Source organism: Inquilinus sp. CA228 (genome assembly GCF_052078665.1).
Taxonomy (GTDB): Bacteria; Pseudomonadota; Alphaproteobacteria; order DSM-16000; family Inquilinaceae; genus Inquilinus.
The window spans coordinates 40,631-59,585 of the sequence record NZ_JBQJIK010000052.1 but is presented as its reverse complement, the minus strand read 5'-3'; the positions used below and the strand labels follow the sequence as shown (position 1 = coordinate 59,585).

23 protein-coding genes are annotated in these 18,955 nt (G+C 70.0%); 9 read left to right on the top strand and 14 right to left on the bottom strand.

Going from position 1 to position 18,955, the window contains the following annotated elements:
• A partial coding sequence (locus tag ACTOWL_RS24380) for an arginase family protein (protein WP_441323880.1) occupies positions 1–554 on the top strand: 554 nt, incomplete at its 5' end.
• 6 nt (positions 555–560) lie between these two features.
• On the opposite strand, the gene ACTOWL_RS24375 is transcribed toward ACTOWL_RS24380, so the two are convergent.
• Positions 561–1,382, bottom strand: coding sequence for a methyltransferase domain-containing protein (locus tag ACTOWL_RS24375; RefSeq protein ID WP_441323879.1), 822 nt, complete (start codon positions 1,380–1,382; stop codon positions 561–563).
• Between the two features lie 2 nt (positions 1,383–1,384).
• Complete coding sequence (locus tag ACTOWL_RS24370; RefSeq protein ID WP_441323878.1) at positions 1,385–1,897, bottom strand: OsmC family protein; 513 nt, start codon at positions 1,895–1,897, stop codon at positions 1,385–1,387.
• 112 nt (positions 1,898–2,009) lie between these two features.
• On the opposite strand from ACTOWL_RS24370, the gene ACTOWL_RS24365 reads away from it, so the two are divergent.
• Positions 2,010–2,927, top strand: a complete 918-nt coding sequence (locus ACTOWL_RS24365; RefSeq protein ID WP_441323877.1) for a LysR substrate-binding domain-containing protein — start codon at positions 2,010–2,012, stop codon at positions 2,925–2,927.
• Positions 2,928–3,034: 107 nt separating this feature from the next.
• On the opposite strand, the gene ACTOWL_RS24360 is transcribed toward ACTOWL_RS24365, so the two are convergent.
• A complete protein-coding gene (locus tag ACTOWL_RS24360; protein ID WP_441323876.1) occupies positions 3,035–3,562 on the bottom strand; it encodes an integrase core domain-containing protein in 528 nt (175 codons plus the stop codon).
• On the opposite strand from ACTOWL_RS24360, the gene ACTOWL_RS24355 reads away from it, so the two are divergent.
• From ACTOWL_RS24355 to ACTOWL_RS24345, 3 genes are all read left to right on the top strand, one after another.
• Positions 3,561–3,884 carry a hypothetical protein gene (locus tag ACTOWL_RS24355; protein ID WP_441323875.1) on the top strand — a complete coding sequence of 108 codons (324 nt, stop codon included), beginning with the start codon at positions 3,561–3,563 and terminating at the stop codon, positions 3,882–3,884. The two genes, ACTOWL_RS24360 and ACTOWL_RS24355, sit on opposite strands and share 2 nt — an antisense overlap.
• Positions 3,885–4,223: 339 nt before the next feature.
• Positions 4,224–5,465: an MFS transporter gene (locus ACTOWL_RS24350; protein WP_441323874.1), complete on the top strand. Its 1,242-nt coding sequence runs from the start codon at positions 4,224–4,226 to the stop codon at positions 5,463–5,465.
• Positions 5,466–5,524: 59 nt separating this feature from the next.
• Positions 5,525–6,655 carry a hypothetical protein gene (locus tag ACTOWL_RS24345; RefSeq protein WP_441323873.1) on the top strand — a complete coding sequence of 377 codons (1,131 nt, stop codon included), beginning with the start codon at positions 5,525–5,527 and terminating at the stop codon, positions 6,653–6,655.
• A gap of 17 nt (positions 6,656–6,672) precedes the next feature.
• Here ACTOWL_RS24345 and ACTOWL_RS24340 read toward each other — a convergent pair whose 3' ends face one another.
• Entirely contained in the window at positions 6,673–7,176 is a 504-nt protein-coding gene (locus tag ACTOWL_RS24340; RefSeq protein ID WP_441323872.1) for a GFA family protein, read from the bottom strand.
• A 212-nt stretch (positions 7,177–7,388) separates the two neighbouring features.
• Between ACTOWL_RS24340 and ACTOWL_RS24335 the strand changes: the two genes are divergently transcribed.
• Both ACTOWL_RS24335 and ACTOWL_RS24330 read left to right on the top strand, forming a co-directional pair.
• Complete coding sequence (locus ACTOWL_RS24335) at positions 7,389–8,063, top strand: 2'-5' RNA ligase family protein (protein ID WP_441323871.1); 675 nt, start codon at positions 7,389–7,391, stop codon at positions 8,061–8,063.
• 65 nt (positions 8,064–8,128) lie between these two features.
• Positions 8,129–8,482: an ArsC family reductase gene (locus ACTOWL_RS24330; RefSeq protein ID WP_441323870.1), complete on the top strand. Its 354-nt coding sequence runs from the start codon at positions 8,129–8,131 to the stop codon at positions 8,480–8,482.
• Here ACTOWL_RS24330 and ACTOWL_RS24325 read toward each other — a convergent pair.
• The gene (locus ACTOWL_RS24325; protein WP_441323869.1) at positions 8,479–8,895 is read right to left on the bottom strand and encodes a LysR substrate-binding domain-containing protein; all 417 of its coding nucleotides are present in this window, start codon (positions 8,893–8,895) and stop codon (positions 8,479–8,481) included. The two genes, ACTOWL_RS24330 and ACTOWL_RS24325, sit on opposite strands and share 4 nt — an antisense overlap.
• A 177-nt stretch (positions 8,896–9,072) precedes the next feature.
• Between ACTOWL_RS24325 and ACTOWL_RS24320 the strand changes: the two genes are divergently transcribed.
• Positions 9,073–9,738: a hypothetical protein gene (locus ACTOWL_RS24320; RefSeq protein ID WP_441323868.1), complete on the top strand. Its 666-nt coding sequence runs from the start codon at positions 9,073–9,075 to the stop codon at positions 9,736–9,738.
• A gap of 155 nt (positions 9,739–9,893) precedes the next feature.
• Here ACTOWL_RS24320 and ACTOWL_RS24315 read toward each other — a convergent pair whose 3' ends face one another.
• From ACTOWL_RS24315 to ACTOWL_RS24275, 9 genes are all read right to left on the bottom strand, one after another.
• The gene (locus tag ACTOWL_RS24315; RefSeq protein WP_441323867.1) at positions 9,894–10,448 is read right to left on the bottom strand and encodes a thioredoxin family protein; all 555 of its coding nucleotides are present in this window, start codon (positions 10,446–10,448) and stop codon (positions 9,894–9,896) included.
• A gap of 54 nt (positions 10,449–10,502) precedes the next feature.
• Entirely contained in the window at positions 10,503–11,561 is a 1,059-nt protein-coding gene (locus ACTOWL_RS24310; RefSeq protein WP_441323866.1) for an alpha/beta fold hydrolase, read from the bottom strand.
• An 86-nt stretch (positions 11,562–11,647) separates the two neighbouring features.
• Positions 11,648–12,193: a GNAT family N-acetyltransferase gene (locus tag ACTOWL_RS24305; protein ID WP_441323865.1), complete on the bottom strand. Its 546-nt coding sequence runs from the start codon at positions 12,191–12,193 to the stop codon at positions 11,648–11,650.
• Positions 12,190–13,989, bottom strand: coding sequence for a hypothetical protein (locus ACTOWL_RS24300; protein ID WP_441323864.1), 1,800 nt, complete (start codon positions 13,987–13,989; stop codon positions 12,190–12,192). The genes ACTOWL_RS24305 and ACTOWL_RS24300 overlap by 4 nt, the downstream gene beginning before the upstream one ends.
• 120 nt (positions 13,990–14,109) lie before the next feature.
• Positions 14,110–14,388: an acyl carrier protein gene (locus ACTOWL_RS24295; protein WP_441323863.1), complete on the bottom strand. Its 279-nt coding sequence runs from the start codon at positions 14,386–14,388 to the stop codon at positions 14,110–14,112.
• Positions 14,385–15,761: an FAD-containing oxidoreductase gene (locus tag ACTOWL_RS24290; RefSeq protein WP_441323862.1), complete on the bottom strand. Its 1,377-nt coding sequence runs from the start codon at positions 15,759–15,761 to the stop codon at positions 14,385–14,387. The genes ACTOWL_RS24295 and ACTOWL_RS24290 overlap by 4 nt, the downstream gene beginning before the upstream one ends.
• Before the next feature lie 319 nt (positions 15,762–16,080).
• Positions 16,081–17,055, bottom strand: a complete 975-nt coding sequence (gene meaB, locus ACTOWL_RS24285; RefSeq protein WP_441323861.1) for a methylmalonyl Co-A mutase-associated GTPase MeaB — start codon at positions 17,053–17,055, stop codon at positions 16,081–16,083.
• Between the two features lie 58 nt (positions 17,056–17,113).
• Positions 17,114–17,560: a hypothetical protein gene (locus ACTOWL_RS24280; RefSeq protein WP_441323860.1), complete on the bottom strand. Its 447-nt coding sequence runs from the start codon at positions 17,558–17,560 to the stop codon at positions 17,114–17,116.
• 21 nt (positions 17,561–17,581) lie between these two features.
• On the bottom strand, positions 17,582–18,499 hold the full coding sequence (locus ACTOWL_RS24275; RefSeq protein WP_441323859.1) for an acyl-CoA desaturase: 918 nt from the start codon (positions 18,497–18,499) through the stop codon (positions 17,582–17,584).
• A 133-nt stretch (positions 18,500–18,632) separates the two neighbouring features.
• Between ACTOWL_RS24275 and ACTOWL_RS24270 the strand changes: the two genes are divergently transcribed.
• A complete protein-coding gene (locus ACTOWL_RS24270) occupies positions 18,633–18,947 on the top strand; it encodes a metalloregulator ArsR/SmtB family transcription factor (RefSeq protein ID WP_441323858.1) in 315 nt (104 codons plus the stop codon).
• The last annotated feature ends 8 nt before the right edge of the window (positions 18,948–18,955 follow it).

Sequence of the window (18,955 nt, the reverse complement as noted above, 5' to 3'; positions counted from 1 at the left end):
GCCTGTTGTTCCTCGACGGCCATGCCGATTTCTACCAGCCGGAGGCCGAGCCCAACGGTGAGGCGGCGTCGATGGACCTGGCCCTGGCCACCGGCCGCGGCCCGGCGGTGGTGACCGATCTCGAAGGGCTGCGCCCGCTGGTGCGCGACGAGGACGTGGTTGCCTTCGGCATCCGCGACGCCGAGGACGCGGCGAAGTTCGGCAGCCAGCGGATCGAGGACAGCGGCATCGACCTGCTCGACCTCGCCGCGATCCGGCGGTCGGGCCTGCAGGTCGCGCTGGACCGGGCGCTGCTCTGGCTGACCCGGCCCGAGCTGCTCGGCTTCTGGCTGCATCTCGACGCCGACGTGCTCGACGATGCGGTGATGCCGGCGGTGGACTACCGGATGCCGGGCGGCCTGTCCTTCGACGAGCTGGCGACGGTGCTCGGCGCCGCCGCGGCGAGCGGCCGGATGGCCGGCATCGACATCACCATCTTCAACCCGGCGCTGGATCCCGACGGCGCCATCGCCGCCGGCTTCACAGCGGCCATCGCCCGCGGGCTACGGCCATAGGGCCGATCAGGCGCTGCGGCCGGCCACGGTGACGAACTCGCCGGGAATGAGATAGCGGCCATCGGCGGCGCGATGCTCGCGCACCGAGTGCAGAAACTCGGCCTCCACCTCCGCCAGGATCTCGGGCGTGAACCGCTTGACCGCCAGCGCCACCGGCCCGCCGATCAGCATCGCGCTCAGCAGCGCCCGCGCGTCTGGAAATTCGAGCCTCTCCTGTTGGCGGCGCTCGCGGATGTCGCCGAGGCCCGCCGCCGCGAAGTCGCCGCCGAGCGCGCCCGGCGCCCCGGAGGCGAAGAACAGCGGGCACACCTCGGATGCCACGCGCGCGTCGACGATCGGGAAGATCTCGGCCCAGCCGCAGTTCCGACGCTGGCCCCAGACGGTGGCCACCACACGCCCGCCCGCCCGCACCGCGCGCCGCATCGACCGGATGGCCCCGCGCGGATCGGGGACATACATCAGGCCGAGCGCGCAGACCGCGGCGTCGAACCGGCCTTCCGCCACGGCGAGGTCATCCGCGGCCATCCGGGCCGTCTCGACCCAGCCGAGCCCATCGGCCGCGCAGCCGCGCGCGGTCAGGTCGACCATGGCCTGCGACAGGTCGGTTGCGACGACCTCGCCCGACGGGCCGACCGCACGGGCGATCTCCCTCGTCACCAGGCCGCTGCCGCAGGCCGCCTCGATCACCCGCTCGCCGGCGGCGAGGGCGGCGGCCTCGAGCAGCGTCCGCTGCGCCGGCAGGAGCGGCCCTCGCCAGGACTCCTCGTAGGCGCCCGAGGCGGCATCCCAGCCGTAGCGCTGGATCCGGATCTGCAGCTTCGGGTCCATGGCTAGGCTCCCGCCGGCACGACCCCGACCTTGACGCTCTGCGCGTCGCGCAGCGCGAGGTAGTAAGGATCGGCGGCCAGGGCGCGGGCGACCATCGCCTCGATCACCTCCCACGGCGCGGCGCTGCGCAGCGCGACGGTGATCCGCGTCTCCAGCGGCGCCGCCGGGTTGCTGCCGACGCCGAGGAGGGCGCCGTCGTCGAAATCCATCTCCACATCGACGTCGATCGACTCGACCGGGATCGATTCACGCGCCGCGGTCAGCTTGATCCCGATCGCGACGCAGCCGGCCAGGCCGGCCCGGATGAAGAAGCCGGGCGTCGGCGCCGAACCATCGCCGCCGATGACCTTGCCCATGTCCATCACCGCTTCGTGATCGCCCTGGCGGACCCGGCAGACCAGGCCCTGGTCAAGCCGCCCGCTGGCCCGGATCGTGCTCAAGGCCGCGTCCGGCTTGCGGCGAAAGACCTCTGCCACGCGCTCCTGCGCGGCGCGAATCCCGGCGTCTCGGTCCATGATGTCGTCCCCCTGCCGCGGACGTTAGCACGGGGCGCCGGGGCCGCGACAGATGCGGCCCCATCCGTGGACTGCGCTCGCAAGCCTTGCTCGGCCGGGATATGCTGCGCGGATGCCGCTTCGCCTGCCGCCGCTGTCGTCCCTGCGCTTCTTCGAGGCGGCCGGGCGCCATCTCAGCTTCAAGCTCGCCGCCGCCGAGCTGAACGTGACGCCGAGCGCGGTCAGCCACGGCATCGTCGGGCTGGAGCGGGCGCTGGGCGTCGAGCTGTTCCTGCGCGAGCCCCGCAGGCTGTCCCTGACCCCCGAGGGGGCGGATTACCTGCCCTATGTCTCCGAGGCGCTGTCGCTGATCGCCATCGGCACCCAGCGCCTGCCGCATCACCGCGAGCGCCGGACCATCACCGTCAGCTGCGCCCCGACCTTCGCCTCGCGCTGGCTGCTGCCGCGGCTGCACCGCTTCGCCGAGCGCTGGCCGACCATCGGCGTCACCGTCGACACCTCGCGGCGGCAGGTCGGCTTCCCGGTCGACGGCTTCGACTTCGCCATCCGGATGAGCCGTGCCGCCGGCGCCGCCTGGACCCGGCTGTTCGGCGAGACCCTGGTGCCGGTGTGCAGCCCGGCCTATCGCGACACCATCCTCGGCGAGGACGGGGCGGTCGATCTGCGCCGGGCCGCGCTGATCCACGTCACCCCGGCCAGCGAGGACTGGCAGGCCTGGCTGGAGCGGACCGGCACCGACGGCGTCGGCCTCGCCGCGGGGCTGCGCGTCGACACCATCCAGATGGCGTTCGAGGCGGCGGCCATGGGGCTCGGCGTCGCCCTCGGCCGGCGGCCGCTGGTCGACCGGGACCTCGCCTCCGGCGCCCTGGTCGAGGCGGGCGGGCCCACGATCGAGGCCGAGACCGCCTATTGGCTGGTCGGCTCCGAGGGGGCCGAACGCCGTCCCGATCTGCTCGGCTTCCAGCGCTGGCTGCTGCGCGAGGTCGAGGCGGCCGGGCAGGGCCCCGTCGCCGGACGCCGGATCGCCTGAGGCTGCCCCACACCGTCATTGCGAGCGCAGCGAAGCAATCCAGGGCGGCAAGAGCGGAGGCATGGATTGCTTCGTCGGCTTCGCCTCCTCGCAATTGTGCAAGTTCATTAATTCGTTGATCGATGGGGTTGTGTTTTGGTGATTGCGAAGGCCTTTGGTGTGAGGCCGTCAAGGGCTTGGTGGGGTCTGAAGGCGTTATAATAGACAAGGTATTCGAACAGTTCGTTGGAGAAGTGTTCGAGGTTGTCGAAGGTGGCGCCGTCGATGAGGTCGTCGTTGATGGTGCGCCAGAAGCGTTCGGCCTTGCCGTTGGTCTGTGGCCGGTAGGGCCTGGTGTAGCGGTGCTTGATGCCGAGTTCGAGGAGCATGGCTTCGAAGGGATGGTCGTCGGGGTTTTGCCGGGAGGCGAACTCGGCGCCGTTGTCGGTGAGGATGTCCTTGAACTGCAGGCCGTAGCTGGCGTTGAGGGTGTTGATCATCTTCAGGGTGCGGAACATCACCGGCAGGGCCTTTTTGCTGGCGAGGATCTCGGCCCAGGCCAGGCGAGAGCAGGCGTCGATCAGGCAGACCAGGTAGGCGGGCTTGTCGGGGGGGCTGCAGGAAGATGTCCCGGGGCAGCTGGTGCAGGTCGACATGGCCCATCTCGCCGAGCATGGTTTTGATGATCCTGCGTTTTTCCTCGACCATGGCCTTGGTCTTGCGGTTCAGGCCGTTCTGCCGGAGCCGGCGGTAGATGGTGGAGGTCGACGGCAGGGACGATACATCCTGGCGCGTCTCCCGCAAGACGGCATGGATCTCGTAGCGGTTGAGGCCGCGGTGGCGGCAGGCCAGGATCTCGGCCTCGATGCCGGTCGGGTCGCGGCGTTCGCGCCATTTCGGTCCGCGCCGCTGCGGCAGCAGGTCTTGCTCCGAGCCACTCTGCAGATAGCGGTTGTAATACTTCCGGAAGGTCTGTGAGCAGGTGCCGTGGTGCCGGTAGAACTCGCCGACCCGCCGGAACGTCGGTGACGTCCCGGCCTTCACCGCCTCGTATTCTGGAATCAGGAAGCGCCACTTCTGCAGATAGTTGCGCTCGATCGTCCGGTCGTAGCTGTTGTCGCGCATCGATGCCGCCTCCTCTCGTCCGCAGCATCGATCAACGAATTAATGAACTTGCACAGCAATGACGGTTGGGGGTTGCTTGCCGACATGGAAGACCAGACGAATGGATGAAGATCCTTCACCCGTCGTCGAAACCTTCTCTTTTGCCGGCCTCCTCGCCGCTCGCCATTGTGGGGCCGGGCGAGGAGGGCCCGGATGATGGCGGCGATCGAAGGCAGGCAACTCGCATCCCCCGCGGTCCAGGCCGGGCTGGTGATCCTGGCGGGGGCGCTGATCATGAGCGCCGCCATGGGCTCGCGGCAGACCTTCGGCCTGTTCATCGGGCCGTTCTCCTTCGACCGCGGCATGCCGGTGACGCTGACCGCCTTCGCCATCGCCCTGCACAACCTGGTCTGGGGCTTCACCCAGCCCTTCGCCGGCGCCGCCGCCGACCGCTGGGGCGCGGCGCCGGTGGTCGCCTTCGGGGCCGTGGCCTTCGCCGCCGGCCTGGTCCTCACCGCCCTGGCCTCGTCGGGCCTGACGCTGGTGCTCGGCCTCGGCGTGCTGGTCGGCATCGGCATCAGTTGCACCACCTTCGGCGTGGTGCTGACCGCTCTGGGCCGCGCCGCGCCGCCGGAGAAGCGCAGCATGGCGATGGGCCTGGCCAGCGCCGGCGGGTCGCTGGGCCAGGTGCTGCTGGTGCCGCTGTCGCAATGGGTCACCGATCTCTCGGGCACCGCGGCGTCGCTGCTGGTGCTGGCCGGCTGCCTGCTGGCGGTGGCGCCGCTCGGGCTGGTCCTCGACCGGCAGGGCCGGAGCGGTGTGGCGGCGCAGGCCGAGCCGCCGATGCCGCTGCGGGCGGCGGTGGCGCAGGCGCTGGGCCATCGCGGCTACCGCCTGCTGACCCTCGGCTTCTTCACCTGCGGCTTCCAGCTCGCCTTCATCGGCACGCATCTACCGAACTACCTGCTGCTGTGCCACATGCCGGCCGGGCTCGGCGCCACGGCGCTGGCGCTGGTCGGGCTGTTCAACATGATCGGCAGCTGGGGCTGCGGCTGGCTCGGCGGGCGGTATCGCCAGCAGCAGGTGCTGGGCTGGCTGTACCTGATCCGCGGCGCCGCCATCGCCGCCTTCTTCCTGGCGCCGAAGAGCGAGGCGTCGGTCGTGCTCTTCGCCGCCGTGATGGGCCTGACCTGGCTGGGCACCGTGCCGCTGACCAGCGGGCTGGTGGCCAAGGTGTTCGGCACGCGCCATCTCGGCACGCTGTTCGGCGTCTGCTTCCTCAGCCACCAGATCGGATCGTTCCTGGGCGCCTGGGCCGGCGGCTTCGTGTTCGACGTCACCGGCTCCTATTCCCTGGTCTGGATCGCCACCGCGATCGCCGGGCTGGTGGCGGCGGCGCTGCATTTCCCGATCGACGACAAGCCGGCGACCGTCGCCGTTCTCGCGCGCTCTTGATCACGCGGGCCTGCCCGCTCCCTTGAATCTGCGCCCGAATCGCGGTTGGGTTCTCACCCATGAGCGAATACCAATACTACGAGTTCCAGGCGGTCGATCGGCCCCTCGACCGGGCGGCGCAGGACGCGGTGCGGGCGGTGTCGTCACGGGCGCGGATCACCGCGACGAGCTTCACGAATGAATACAACTGGGGCGATTTCAGAGGCGATCCGCGCAAGTTCATGGAGCGCTGGTTCGACCTCCATCTCTATCTCGCGAACTGGGGCACGCGGCGTCTGATGATGCGGGTGCCCGAGCGTCTGTTGAGCCTTGCAAGCCTCGATCCCTTTCTTGGCGAGGTCGATTGGGTCAAGGTCTGGGTCGCTGGCGACAACCTGATCGTCGACATTCTCCGCGACGAGGTGGAGATCGAGGATCATTGGGAGGACGATTCCGGCCGGCTGGCCGCGCTCGCGCCGCTGCGAGCGGATGTGCTCTCGGCCGACCTCAGGGTGTTCTATCTCTTGTGGCTGGCGGCAGTGCAGGACGAGTCGGTGTCCGACGGCGACGTCGAGCCGCTGCCGGGCATCGGACCGCTGACCGCGGCGCTCGAAGTCTTCGCCCGGTTCTTCGACGTCGATCCCGATCTGGTCCAGGCGGCCGCCGAATCCGGCACGGCCGAGGCGGCGATGTCCAAGGACGATCTGCGGGACGCCTTGGCGTCGATCGCCGAGGACGAAAAGTCTGAATTGCTGCTGCGTGTCGTCGAGGGCGACAGCCATGTCGCCGCCGAGCTCTTGCGCAGGTTCCGCAGGCGCCCGGCGTCATCTGCGCCGCGCCGCACAGCCGGCTCATTGCGGATTCGGGCGCAGGAGATCGCGGAGGCACGCGAACGCGCCGAGGCCGAGCGCCTGGAGAAGGAACGACGCCGCCAGGCCGAAGAGGCGGGAAAGGCGCGCCGCATCCGGCTCGTTGCGCTCAGGCAGCGCGGCGCCGCCGTCTGGCGCGAGGTCGAAGTCGAGATCCAGCGCCGCAATCCCGCCGGCTATGACCATGCCGTCAGCCTGCTCGTCGACCTTCAGGCGCTGGCCGCGGAGGACGGAAGCCGGAGCGAGTTCGGCCGACGCCTCGCCGCCATCCGGTCGGCGCACGAGACCAAGCGGAAGTTCATCGAACGGCTGATCGTGCTCGAGGGTGAGGGTGCGGCTTGAGGCCTGCGGACGGGTTCTCAGAACTCCTCGTCCATCAGCGGCCGTTTTTTCTTCTTCGGCCCGGTCCACACCACGCCGACAAAGCCCTTCAGCGGACGCAGCGGCTCGCCGCGCCAGGTCCATTCCCGCGCCTGCTCGATGGCGATGTGGTACAGCGGCTCGCGGCCGGTGCGGGTCTCGAACAGGGCGCGCGGGATGTTCACCATCTGCGCCGCATGCGGCCGCTCATACAGCACCGGCGTGCCGCAATGGCGGCAGAAGCTGCGCGTGCGCCCGGTGTCCTCCTCGGTGAAGCGGGTCAGGGCGGCCTCGCCCTTGACGATGCGGACGCGACTGCGCCAGCACCCGACATAGGTGGCATAGGCGGCGCCATGGGCCAGCCGGCTGTCCCTGGAATGGTCGTGCCAGGCCCAGCGCGCCGGAACCCCGATCTCGATCCGCACCCGGCCGCACAGGCACCGGCCTTCCGCCACCTCCGCCGGCGCCTTCCGGATCTTCTTCCCGACCGTTGTGGTGTTCATCTCCAACCCCGAAATGCTGAATGCGAGGGCGAGCGTATCAGGCACTACCTGACATCGGCTGTCAGGTAGTGGTCAGCGGGTCGGAGCGCGGTCGTCGGTCGGTATCCGCGGACCAAGTGATACCTTGCTGGGGCTTGGCCGCATTCCATCTTTATAGGAAGATCCATGCCTCCAAAAAGACGGACGGAGGCGGCCCCGCCAAGGCCTTTGTCATGCTGAAACCCAAGATATTCGGGGCACGATCAAAAGACCCGAGGCAACTATCACTGGATCTCGGCATTGCTTACTTGAGATTGCCTTCACGGCCGCCTTCCCCGCCGGGACCACCGACCGGACGAATTGAGGATCCGGTGTTCTTTGCCCATCTTCTTGCTGAAGGGGATGCGGCTTCTGTCTCCGACCGGATCATCGATATCCGGTATCAATACGGGCTGCAAGGTCGGCCTCGCCCGCCGAGAGTTCTCCATATCTCGCTATATGCTGCCGGTCCCTATGCGAAGCTCTCGGCGGAGACACTGGCAAGGCTGAAGCAAGGGGCCGAGACCATCCGGGCTCGACCATTCAAAGTGACCTTCGACCGGGTGACAAGCTTCGAAAGGGGCGGCGACATGGCCTCTGCGATCGTCCTCCTCTGCAGCGACGGCAAGGACGAGCTGACCGAGTTGCACAACGCCTTCGGTCCAGCGTTGGAGAAAGTGGGCTTGCGTCGGAACGGGTCTCGTTTGCGGTTCAAGCCACATCTTACTTTGCTTTATGACCGCAAGGTCATTCCCGAGACACCCCTCGACGAGCCGATTACAATCACCGTCCGCGACTTCGCTCTGATACACAGCCTGTACGGACATACCCAGTATGATGTCCTGGGTCGCTGGCCGCTGAACGGATGACGGGGGTTAGGCCGGCGCCTATGGTCCGCTGCCTGGACACGATTTGGCAGAGGATGAGCGGAAGCATGGCGAAGGCGGTCACGATCTACGGCATCAAGAACTGCGACACGATGAAGAAGGCGCGGGCCTGGCTCGACCAGCGCGGCGTCGCCTATGCCTTCCACGACTACAAGGCGGCGGGGATCGACCGCGCCACGCTCGAGGGCTGGGCGCGCAAGGCCGGCTGGGAGGTGCTGCTGAACCGCGCCGGCACCACCTTCCGCAAGCTGCCGGACGCCACCCGCGAGGGGCTGACCGAGGCCAGGGCGATCGGGCTGATGCTCGACCAGCCCGCGATGATCAAGCGGCCGGTGCTCGACCTCGGCGGCAAACTGCTGGTGGGCTTCAAGCCGGAGCAGTACCAGGCCGCGTTCGGCTAGGGCTGGCAGCCCGCTGGCCCGCCGATCCGGCCCCCGGCCGCGCTGATCCGCTCCACCGCGAGCTCGACGAAGGCCCTGACCAGGGGCGAGAGGTGCTGGCCGCTCGGATAGACGGCGTAGAGGCCGCCGGCCGGCGTCGTGTGGTCGGCCAGGATTCGGCGCAGCCGACCGTCCGCGACCGGGGCTCCGGCGAAGCCGAGCGGCAACTGGGCGATGCCGTGGCCCGCGATCGCGGCGGCAAACACCGCCTGCATCTCGTTCGCGGCGAAACGCCCGGAGACCGCGACCGTTTCCCGGCCCTGCGGCCCGTCCAGCACCCATGAAGCGCCGGTTGCCGACGAGCCCGTGATGACGCAGTCATGGCCGGCGCGGCCGGCACGCCGCGGCGCGCGAGATAGCCCGGGCTGGCGCACAGGATCCGGGGTCCGTATCCCGATTTGAAGAGAGAGCAGACACCGGCCCCCACACCGTCATGGCGAGCGAAGCGTGGCCATCCAGTCCCTCGGCCGGAGCAGGCCCGACCGGCCGGATGAGCCCGGCTGCGTGAGCGGCGGCAGGAGGCGCAGCGCGAGGCCGAGCACGGCCGCAGGATGCGACGGATCCTCAGCAACGACCGGCGCCTGTCCGTCTCCCGCAGCGTCGGCCGCGCCATCGCCGCAGCCCCCGACACTGATGCCGAGGCCCGGGATCGGCTGACCGCCGATCTCTGGGACCGGCTGACCGAGAACGACCGCATCGACGCCGACCTGGCCGACACCGCCCTGCCGCTCGAGACCCTGGTCCTGCGCCTCTGCCGCGACCTCGGTATCCCGCCCGACTGGGCCGCCCTCGCCGCCGGCCCCGCCGGGGAAGACGAAGAGGACGAAGATCCGGGCAGCGGCCCGGAGAGCGGGCCTCCGCCCGCCGCCGACCCGCCCCCGCGGGACCCGTCCCGCCCCAGCTGCGTGGTTGCGCGCGGCATCTGGGCCAGCGATGTCGGCGGACCCGAAGGCGAGCGCTGGATCCACGACGTCACCACCGGCGAGGTCACCGACAAGACCGGCAAGGTCGTCCGCACCCTGCCCGTGCCCGACCAGCCCTGGCGGATCGGTTGTTCCGAGCTCGACCCGCCGGTCTGGCCACCGCCGGCCGAAAGCGCCGCGCCGCCCGAGCCTGAGCCGCCCGAGACCGCGCCGCCCGAGACCGACGCCGAACGCCGGCGCCGCGAGTACGAGGCCCAGTGCCGGCTCTATGGGCTGACACCACACCCGCCTTGAGTGGATCGCGGCCCCGTGCACGACGGCTGACGCCGGGATGCGTCAGCCGTCGATCGGCGTTGGCGCTGCATGCCGCTGACCCGAAGCGGCTCCGGCGATATGAAAGAGCCCGGCCTCCTGCGAAGTCGTTGTCGGGGCCGCATCGGTGCCGTCGCTCAGGCCACCTTCCACTTGATCGAGCAGCCCATCGACGGCACCTGGTCGGCGGGGGCCTGGCCGGTCTCGGCGATCCGGATCATCGCCTCGACCAGCTCGCGCCGCGCATGGGGCGGGAGCGGGCCGGTGCGGCCCTCGTCCAGCCGGCCGCGATACTTCAACTGGCGGTGCGAATCGTAGCCGAAGAAGTCCGGGGTGCAGACCGCGCCATAGGCGCGCGCCACCGACTGGTCCTCGTCATACAGATAGGGGAAGGGCAGGTCATGCGCCTCGTCGAAGGCCTGCATCCGCTCGAAGCCGTCTTCCGGATAGGCGGCGGCATCGTTCGAGCAGATCGCGGCGAAGCCGATGCCCTCGGCCAGCAGCGACATGGCGTCGTCCACCATGCGGTCGATCACCGCCTTCACATAGGGGCAGTGGTTGCAGATGAAGACGATCACCGTGCCGCGCGGCCCGGCGACGTCGTCCAGGGAATAGGTCCGGCCGTCGGTGGCGGGCAGGCTGAAGCCGGGGGCCGGCAGGTCGAGGGCAAGGGGCGGGGGCGTGGTGGCCATGGCGCGCATCCTTCGCTGCGAGGGCTGGCCCCCAGTCTACCCGCAACCCGGCCTTCACTGCCAAGCGCAGATGCCCAGCGTGGCGCCCTTCGCCAGCAGCGCCTGGGCGTCCGCGTCCGGCACTGCCTGCGACTTTCTGTCGGCGCACAGCATGGTCAGCTCGGCATGGCCGGCGACGTCCAGCAGCAGCTGGTCCCAGTGCCGGTACTGCACGTCATGGCCTTCGCCCTCGTAGATCCGGGCCTTGCGCAGGTTCGGGAACTGCGACTGCCAGTACTGCGCCTGGTCGAGCGGGACCGATTTGTCGGCGGTGCCGTGATAGACATAGACCGGCACCTGGACCTTCGAGACATCGGCCTTCGGCTCGGTGCAGTAGCGGCGGTATTCGGCGACCTGACCGCGCAGGTCACCCATCTGGCCGCGGATGAAATAGGTGCGCGCGCCCTCCTCATAGGCCCGGTCGGCGAAGCCCGGGATCTTGCGGGTCGGGCTGGTCTCCGGATAGGCCCACCAGGCCTCCGGATTCTGCGCCACCTTCATCATCTCGGTCAGCTCGGCCTCCGACACCGTGCAGGCCTTGCGCTCCGGCCCGAAGCCGGAGGTTGCGGCCAGGAAGTGCAGCGAGATCAGCCGGTCCGGCATCTCCGCCGCGATCTCGGCCAGGTAGGGCCCGCCGCCGGAGATCGCCAGGGCGGCCGCCTGCTGGATGCCGAGATGGTCCAGCACGGCGCGGACCTCGGCCGCGTAGTCCCTGGTGGTCCAGCCGGGCCGGAACTCGGTGTCGCCGAAGCCGTTGCGCTCGACGCTGATGAAGCGGAGCTTCAGCCGGATGCGCAGGCTGCGCAGGTATTCGGTCATGCCGAAGGCGCGGGCGCTGGTGCCGGTGCCGCTGGCATAGAGCACCGGCCGCCAGCCGGGCTCGCCCTCGTCGATATAGTGCACCACCCGGCCGTCCGGCAGCGTCAGCGCCTGCACCGCCGGGCCCATCGGGTCGAAGGCGGTCTGGATGTCCGCCAGATCGGAAGCCGGCACCGTCGGCGCCGGATCGGCGGCGAAGGCGGCAGGGCCGGAGAGCGCCAGGACAGCGGTGGCGGCCAGCACATACGATCGCATCGCGCTCTCCCTGTGGTTTGGTCCCACTCTAGGGTCGGAGAGCCGGCGGATTTGACTGCATCCGCCATCGGCCTGACGGAAGCCGGCTATTCCGACAGGCGCAACCGCATGACGTGGCGGCGGCTGCCGGCCCGGCCGATCTCGATGAAGCCGGCCCGGGCGAAGGCCTGGACGAAGCCCATGAAGCGGTAGCTGGGTGAGTCAGGATCGACCGGATACGCCTCGACCACCGCGGCGCCCTGCGCCCGAGCATGCTCCACCGCCGCCGCGATCAGCCCGTCGGCCAGTCCCTGGCCGCGCAGCCGGCGGGGAACGAACATGCAGGCCAGGGACCAGACCCGTTTCTCGTCCTTGGGGCCGCCGAGCGGGCGGTAGCTCTCGCGCGGGGCGATGGAGCACCAGGCCATCGGCTCACCGTCGCGATAGCCGAGGATGCCGATCGGCACCCCGTCCCGCACCCTGGCGTGCAGCGCCGCCTTGCGGCCGGCGCCGTCGAGCTTGACCTCCTGCGGCGTCGCGCGCCACACCATGCACCAGCAGTATTTCGGCCCGCCGCGGCTTTCGAACAGCCGCTCGAAATCGGGCCAGCGCGCCGCGTCGACCGGATGGAAGGTGAGGCCGTCGGAGGTCATGAGGTCGGCGCGGCTGCCGGCTCGGAGGGCAGGCCCGCACGGCTCAGGCCGTCGAGATAGCGGCGCAGCAGATCCGGCTCGAAATAATGTAGGGCGTCGGCCACGGTCGAGACGGTGATCCCGGGCCTGGAGGCCATGAACTGCGCCAGCGCCGCGCGTGCGGGCTCGATCTGATCGGCATGGGCCAGGAAGGTGGCGAGGTCGCGGAACATCCAGGTCGCTGCCGGCTTCTGATGCAGCGCCTTGCGGGTCCAGCCGGCCGCTTCCTCGGGACTGCCCTCGGCGAAGGTGGCCAGGCCCAGGCCGATGAAGCAGTTGAAGCTGAAAGGGTCGAGGGGGCTCAGGCGGATCGCCCGTTCGAAGCAGGGCCGGCCCGCAGCCGGATTGCCGCGATAGACGTGCAGGAAGCCGCGGCGCGTCCAGGCCCAGGCATGGTTCGGGTCGAGCGCCAGCGCGCGGTCGACGAACTGCTCGGCCCGGCCGATGTCGCCGAACAGCAGCATGGTCGCCGTGGCCAGGGCGCTCAGCGCCGTCGCGTCGTCCTGCGACCCCTCCGAGGCCTGCTTGATCAGAAGGTCCCCCGCCGCCCGCTCGGCCGCATAGTCCGCGGCCCAGTTGTAGGTGACCTGCTGGCCATGCGCCCAGGCGGCGAGGGCCGCGGCCCGGCTGTACTCCGGATCGAGCCGCAACGCCTCCCGTAGCAGCCGGATCGCCTCGGCATTCTCCGGCTTCCGGTGGGCCCAGAGATGTGGGAGCGCCTGCAGCATCAGGTCGTAGGCCGCCAGGCTGTCGGGCCGCTTGCTGAGCGCCAGCGCGATCTCCGCCGCCCGGATCGAGGGGTGCAACGCGCCGGCGACGCCCTCGGCGATCCGGTCCTGCAGGTCGAACATGTCCTCGGCCGTCCCGTCGAAACGCCCGGACCAGAGGTGCAGGGCGCTGGCCGCATCGATCAGCTGCGCCGAGATCCGCACCCGGCTGCCGGAGGTCCGCACGCTGCCTTCGAGCGCGTAACGGACCTTGAAGGTGCGGGCGATCTCGCGAGGGTCCAGGGGACGCCCGGCGGCGCGGTACGCCACGGCCGAATGGCGGGCGATGACGGTAAAGTCGCGGATGCGGGAGAGCGTCGCGGTGATCTCCTCCACCGCACCATCGGCGAGCGCGGTCGCGGCCGGATCGCCCGACAGATTGTCGAAGGGCAGGATGACGATCGAGGGCAGATCCTCATCCTCCTCCGCCGCGCCGGCATCGCGGTTCGCCGCTGCGGCACGGTCGATGTCGGTGCCGGCAGGAGTCCAGACCCAGACCTCCATCGGGTCGCCCATATCCCTTAGCGTCTTCATCTCCCGGACGAAGGGGGCCGACAGCGACTTGCCGAGCTGCCAGCGCACGGAGTGGGTGATGGCGATGCCGCCCGGCGGTGCCGCCTGCTGCAGGCGGACGACGAAGGCGACGGCGGCCCCGAAGCGATCGTCGCCTTCGACGAAGACATCGGCGATCGCGATGCCGGCGCGCACCAGCATCGGCCGCTTGGGCTTCTGCGCATTGCGGACCGCCATCGCCTTCTGGAAGTCGACCGTCCAGCACACGGCGTCCTCGATGTTGGTGAACTCGATCAGCACGCCGTCGCCCATGGTCTTGAAGACATGACCATGCCGGGCCCGCAGCGGCGCTCCCGGCAGGTCGCGGCGGATCGAAGCCAGCGCTGCCAGGGTGGCACGCTCATCCTCCTGCACCAGCCTTGTGAAGCCGGCGACGTCGAGCGAGACGATGACCGTCAGCCGGCGCTGGGGATTCATGGGCGGACGTCTCCAGCTGCTGTGTCAGCTTGGTGTCTGCTTCCTGATCCCGCAACGCCGGAGAGCCGATCCCGCGCTGCAGTGCACTCATCCATTAGTCGTAACCGTGACCGGTGCCGGTCACATATGCCACCCGTGCTGCGGATCGGCCGTCGCCGGGTCGTAATGCTGGTCGACCAGGTCGATCAGGGAGCGGACGGTGAAGACCGACGCCAGGTCGTCGCGCGGCAGGTCGATGCCCAGCGCCTGCTCGATGTCCCAGGCCAGCCGCGTGACGTCGGCGGGGGCGAGGCCGAGATCCTCCAGCAGCCGGTCGTCCGGCGTGACGGTGCGGCCCGCCGGCGCCGCGGTGCCCAGCACCCGCAGCACCTCGGCCTCGGCCCGGTCGCGCCCGCTCATGAAACCGGCTCCAGCGACCCGAGCAGGGTCGGCAGCAGTTCGGACACCGTCGGGTGAATCGGCATCGACCGCTGCAGCACGTCGGTGGGTGCCTTGGCGTACATCAGGTCGAGCAGCCCGTGCACCACCTCGTCGCCGCCGGTGCCGAGGATGGCGGCGCCCAGGATCTGCCGTGAGCCCGCGTCGACCACGACCTTCATGAAGCCTTCGGTCTCGCCCTTCTCGACGGCTCGGCCGACCCGGGTCATCGGCCGCTTGGCGACCAGGATGCGGCGGCCGGAGCGGCGCGCCTCCGCCTCGGTCATGCCGGCGCGGCCGAGCGGCGGATCGGTGTACAGGGCATAGGCCGGGATGCGGTCGCTGACGCGGCGGCTGTCGCCGTCCAGCAGGTTGGCGGCGACGATCTCGAAGTCGTTATAGGCGGTGTGGGTGAAGGCGCCGCGGCCGTTGCAGTCGCCCAGCGCCCAGATCCCGGCCACGCTGGTCTGCAGCGTGTCGTCGACGGTGATGTAGCCGCGCTCGTCGACGGCCACGCCGGCGGCCTCCAGGCCCAGATCGTGGGTGTTCGGCCGGCGCCCGACCGCCAGCAGCAGGTGCGATCCGGCGACCACCGGTGCGCCGGCGGTGCAGTCGACCGTCACGGCCACGCCGTCGCCCTGCCGCACCACGCTCAGGCATGTGGCGTTGGTTCGGATCGCAACGCCCTCCTTCTCCAGGAAGCCGGCGACGGCGGCGGAGACATCCTCGTCCTCGCGGCCGATCAGCCGGGGGCCCATCTCGATCACCGTCACGGCGGAGCCGAAGCGGCGGAACATCTGGCCGAACTCGAGCCCGATATAGGAGCCGCCGACGATCACCAGATGCTCCGGCAGCGTGTCCAGATCCATCATCGTGCTGTTGGTCAGGAACGGCACGTCCTTGATGCCGGGCATCGGCGGCACCGTGGCCCGGCCGCCGACATTCAGGAAGATCCGCTCGGCGGTCAGGGTCTCGTCGCCGACCTGGACGCTGCGCGGCCCGGCCAGCCGGGCATGGCCCTGGATCACGGTGCAGTCCGCCATCCCGCGCACCCAGCTTTCGACCCCGACCCGCGACTGGCCGGACACGGCATCCTTGCGCGCCTTGACCTGCCTCATGTCGACCCGGGGCGGGCCGGGCAGGACGACGCCGAATTCGGCGGCGCGCTGCGCCATCCGGGCGGCGTAGGCGCTGGCGACCATGGTCTTGGTCGGGATGCAGCCGGTGTTGACGCAGGTGCCGCCGAAGCGCGCGCGCTCGATCACCGCGACGCGCTGCCCGGCCCGGCTCAGCCGGTCCGCCAGCGCCGGTCCGGCCTGGCCCGTGCCGATGATGATGGCGTCGTAGCTGGTCATCGCCGCCTCCCTGTTGCCGAGGGAGAGGATAGCCTATCCGGCGGCCGGAGACGGGATCTCCCGCTCCGCCGGCCCGGATTGAATTTTTATGACGATCGGTGGCGTTTCGCTATGATGTGCGGGCCCACAAGCGAAGGAGGCCTGCCATGGCCAAGGGTCAAGTGCGCAAGCCCAAGGAAGCCAAGAAGCCGAAGAAGAACGCCCCGGAAAAGGCGAAAGCCGGTGCGCCGTCTTCGGTTGGCCTGACGTCCAAGAAGGCCTGACATCCAGCGCCGGCCGGGTCGCGTTCGACCGACCCGGCCGGCGCAGGGCGTCTCTTTCACCCCTCCAGAAACCGCTCCAGCAGCCGCCGCGCCGCGGCGGTCGGCAGCAGGCGGCCGGCGGCGACCTCGGCCTCCAGCCCGGGCAGCGCCTTGGCCACCGCGGGGTGGCCGCGCAGCGCGTCCAGCAGGCCGTCGCCCAGCTCGCGCCACAGCCAGGACCGGGCCTGCTCGGCGCGGCGCCCGGCCAGGGCCTCGCCCATCTGCGCGCGGAACGACCCGATGGTGTCCCAGACCTTGTCGATGCCGCGGTTCTCCAGCGCCGAGCATTGCAGCACCGGCGGGGTCCAGCCGCCGGCACTGCGCAGCAGCGCCAAAGCGTGGCGATACTCGGCGGCGGCGTGGTTGGCGGCGCCCTTTTGGCCGCCGTCGGCCTTGTTCACCACCAGGATATCGGCGACCTCGACGATGCCACGCTTGATGCCCTGCAGCTCGTCGCCGGCGCCGGGCAGCAGCAGCAGCAGGAACACGTCGACCATCTGCGCCACCGCGGTCTCGGACTGGCCGACGCCGACGGTCTCGACGATCACCACGTCATAGCCGGCGGCCTCGCACAGCAGCAGGCTCTCGCGGGTGCGCCGAGCCACCCCGCCCAGAGTGGAACCGGCCGGGGAGGGGCGGATGAAGGCGGCGGGGTCGCGGGTCAGCAGCTCCATCCGCGTCTTGTCGCCCAGGATCGAGCCGCCGGAGCGCTGCGAGGACGGGTCGACCGCCAGCACCGCGACGCGGTGCCCCTGGCCGGTGAGGTGCAGGCCGAAGGCCTCGATGAAGGTCGACTTGCCGACGCCGGGCGGGCCGGAGATGCCGATCCTGATGGCGCCGCCGGCGACGGGCGCCAGCGCCTCCAGCAGCGCCTCGGCCCGTTCGCGATGGTCGGCACGGCGGGATTCGACCAGGGTGATGGCGCGGGCCAGGGCACGGCGGTCGCCACCCCGGATCTGCGCCGCCATCGCCTCGATCGTCTCCGCCGTCACTCGCAGTCCCTTGCGCTGATTCTGCGTCGGCAAGGCTAGGCGATTTGGCCGGGCGTGCCTATTCGGAGGACGGACTATCCAGAGCGCCGGCCCAGCGCAGCATCAGCCAGAAAGCCAACGCCCCGGCGGCACCGAGAGCTCCGAATATGCCCAGGATGCGGAGGAATTCCAGCCAGCCGGCCAGCGTGGGGATACCGTCGACGCTGACGAGGACGCCGTTGACCCGGGTCGAAGATCCCGGCGAGTGCTTAAGCGGCCAGATGAGGACACCCATCGGGATCGCCCCGATCAGGAACCCCGTCGCGATGGAAAGGTCGGGGCGGTGCCAGCGCTTCGCACGGTAGAGAAGTGCGATCGGCAGGCCGAGGATGAGCGCATGGCCGAGCGTAACGACAAAGGCGAAGAGCGACAGCGCCAAGTGTCCTGGGCCTCCCAATGTCATTGAGATGAGGGCGGCGGGCACCAGCGCGCCGAGAAGGATGGCCCCGACCCAAGCAAACTGCATGGCGTCCTCCTGTTCTTGAGGTCAGACGATCGCCGGCTGCGGTTGCACCCGTAGCAGCCCTGGCCGCGGCGGCAGGTCGGCGGGCTGCTTCAGGTCGCGGACCAGGCCGAGCCGCTCCAGCCCGCGCAGCAGCCACCAGCCCGGATCAGCCTGGCCCGGCTCGACGCCCAGCCGGGCCGAGTCCGGGAAGGCATGGTGGTTGCCGTGCCAGGACTCGCCGAAGGTGACCAGGCTGCAGTAGCGGATGTTGAAGCCCTGCACCGCCACGCCCTCGACCCGCCAGCCCTGGTCGCCGCGCCGATGGGCGAAATGGCCGACCAGCCAATGCCCGGTCAGCGACACCGCCACCCGCATCGGCACGCCCCAGACCAGCCAGGGCAGGCCGCCGAGGCTCCAGAACAGCACGGCCCAGGGCAACTGCTGCAGCATCCAGCTGCGCTCCAGGACCCGGTAGAAGCGGTCCCGCAGCACCCGAGTCTCCGGCGCGAAGCGGGGCGGGCGGTCGAGCACCAGCCGGCAATGCATCTGCCACCAGGCGTCGCGCAGCATCCCGGCCCGGTGGGCGTGCAGGTCGTGGCAGTCCGCCTGGCGCTGCGCCCAGTCGCGGGTGTCGTGCAGCCGCATCATCCCGATCGGCCCGGCCATGCCGACCAGCGTGCCGAGATAGACCAGCAGATGTTCGAGCCACAGCGGCGCCGAGAAGCTGCGATGGATCAGCAGCCGGTGCATGCCGACGGAATGGCCGGCGCAGATGGTGACGGCGGTGGTGGCGACGAACAGCGCCACGGCGCTCCAACTGGTGGCGAAGGGGGCGAGGCCGAGCGCCGCGACGGTCATGCCGCCGGTCCACAGCGACCGCGCCGGCGCCCATTCCACCCGGCCCTGCACGGCGCTGGTATCGGCCCCGGCGATCATCCGGGCGGTGGAGACGCAAGCCATCGGATCCTCCTGCAGGGTTGCGCCATGCGCTGGAGTTCGGTATTTAGGTACTTACCTAACTATGTGGCGACGAACCTGTCAATGATTAGTTAACTACCTAAATAGTGGCGCCCGTTTGGCAGCAGGATGACTCATGCAGCGCGTCTTCGAAGCCCTGTCCTCGGCCCCCCGCCGCAAGATCCTGGCCTATCTCGCCCATGCCGAGCTGAACGCGGGCGAGATCGCGGCCCGGTTCGAGATGTCGAAGCCGTCGATCTCGCAGCATCTCAGCGTGCTCGAGGCGGCGGGGCTGATCGCCGGGGAGAAGCGCGGCCAGTACGTCTATTACCGGCTGCTGCAGGACAACCTTGCCAACACGCTGAACGGCTTCGTCCAGGAGGTCTGCCCGGTCAGCCGCCCGCTGAAGCGGGAGAGCGCGCGCCTGGCCAAGGCGAAGCAGGAGAGCTGAGGCTCGCC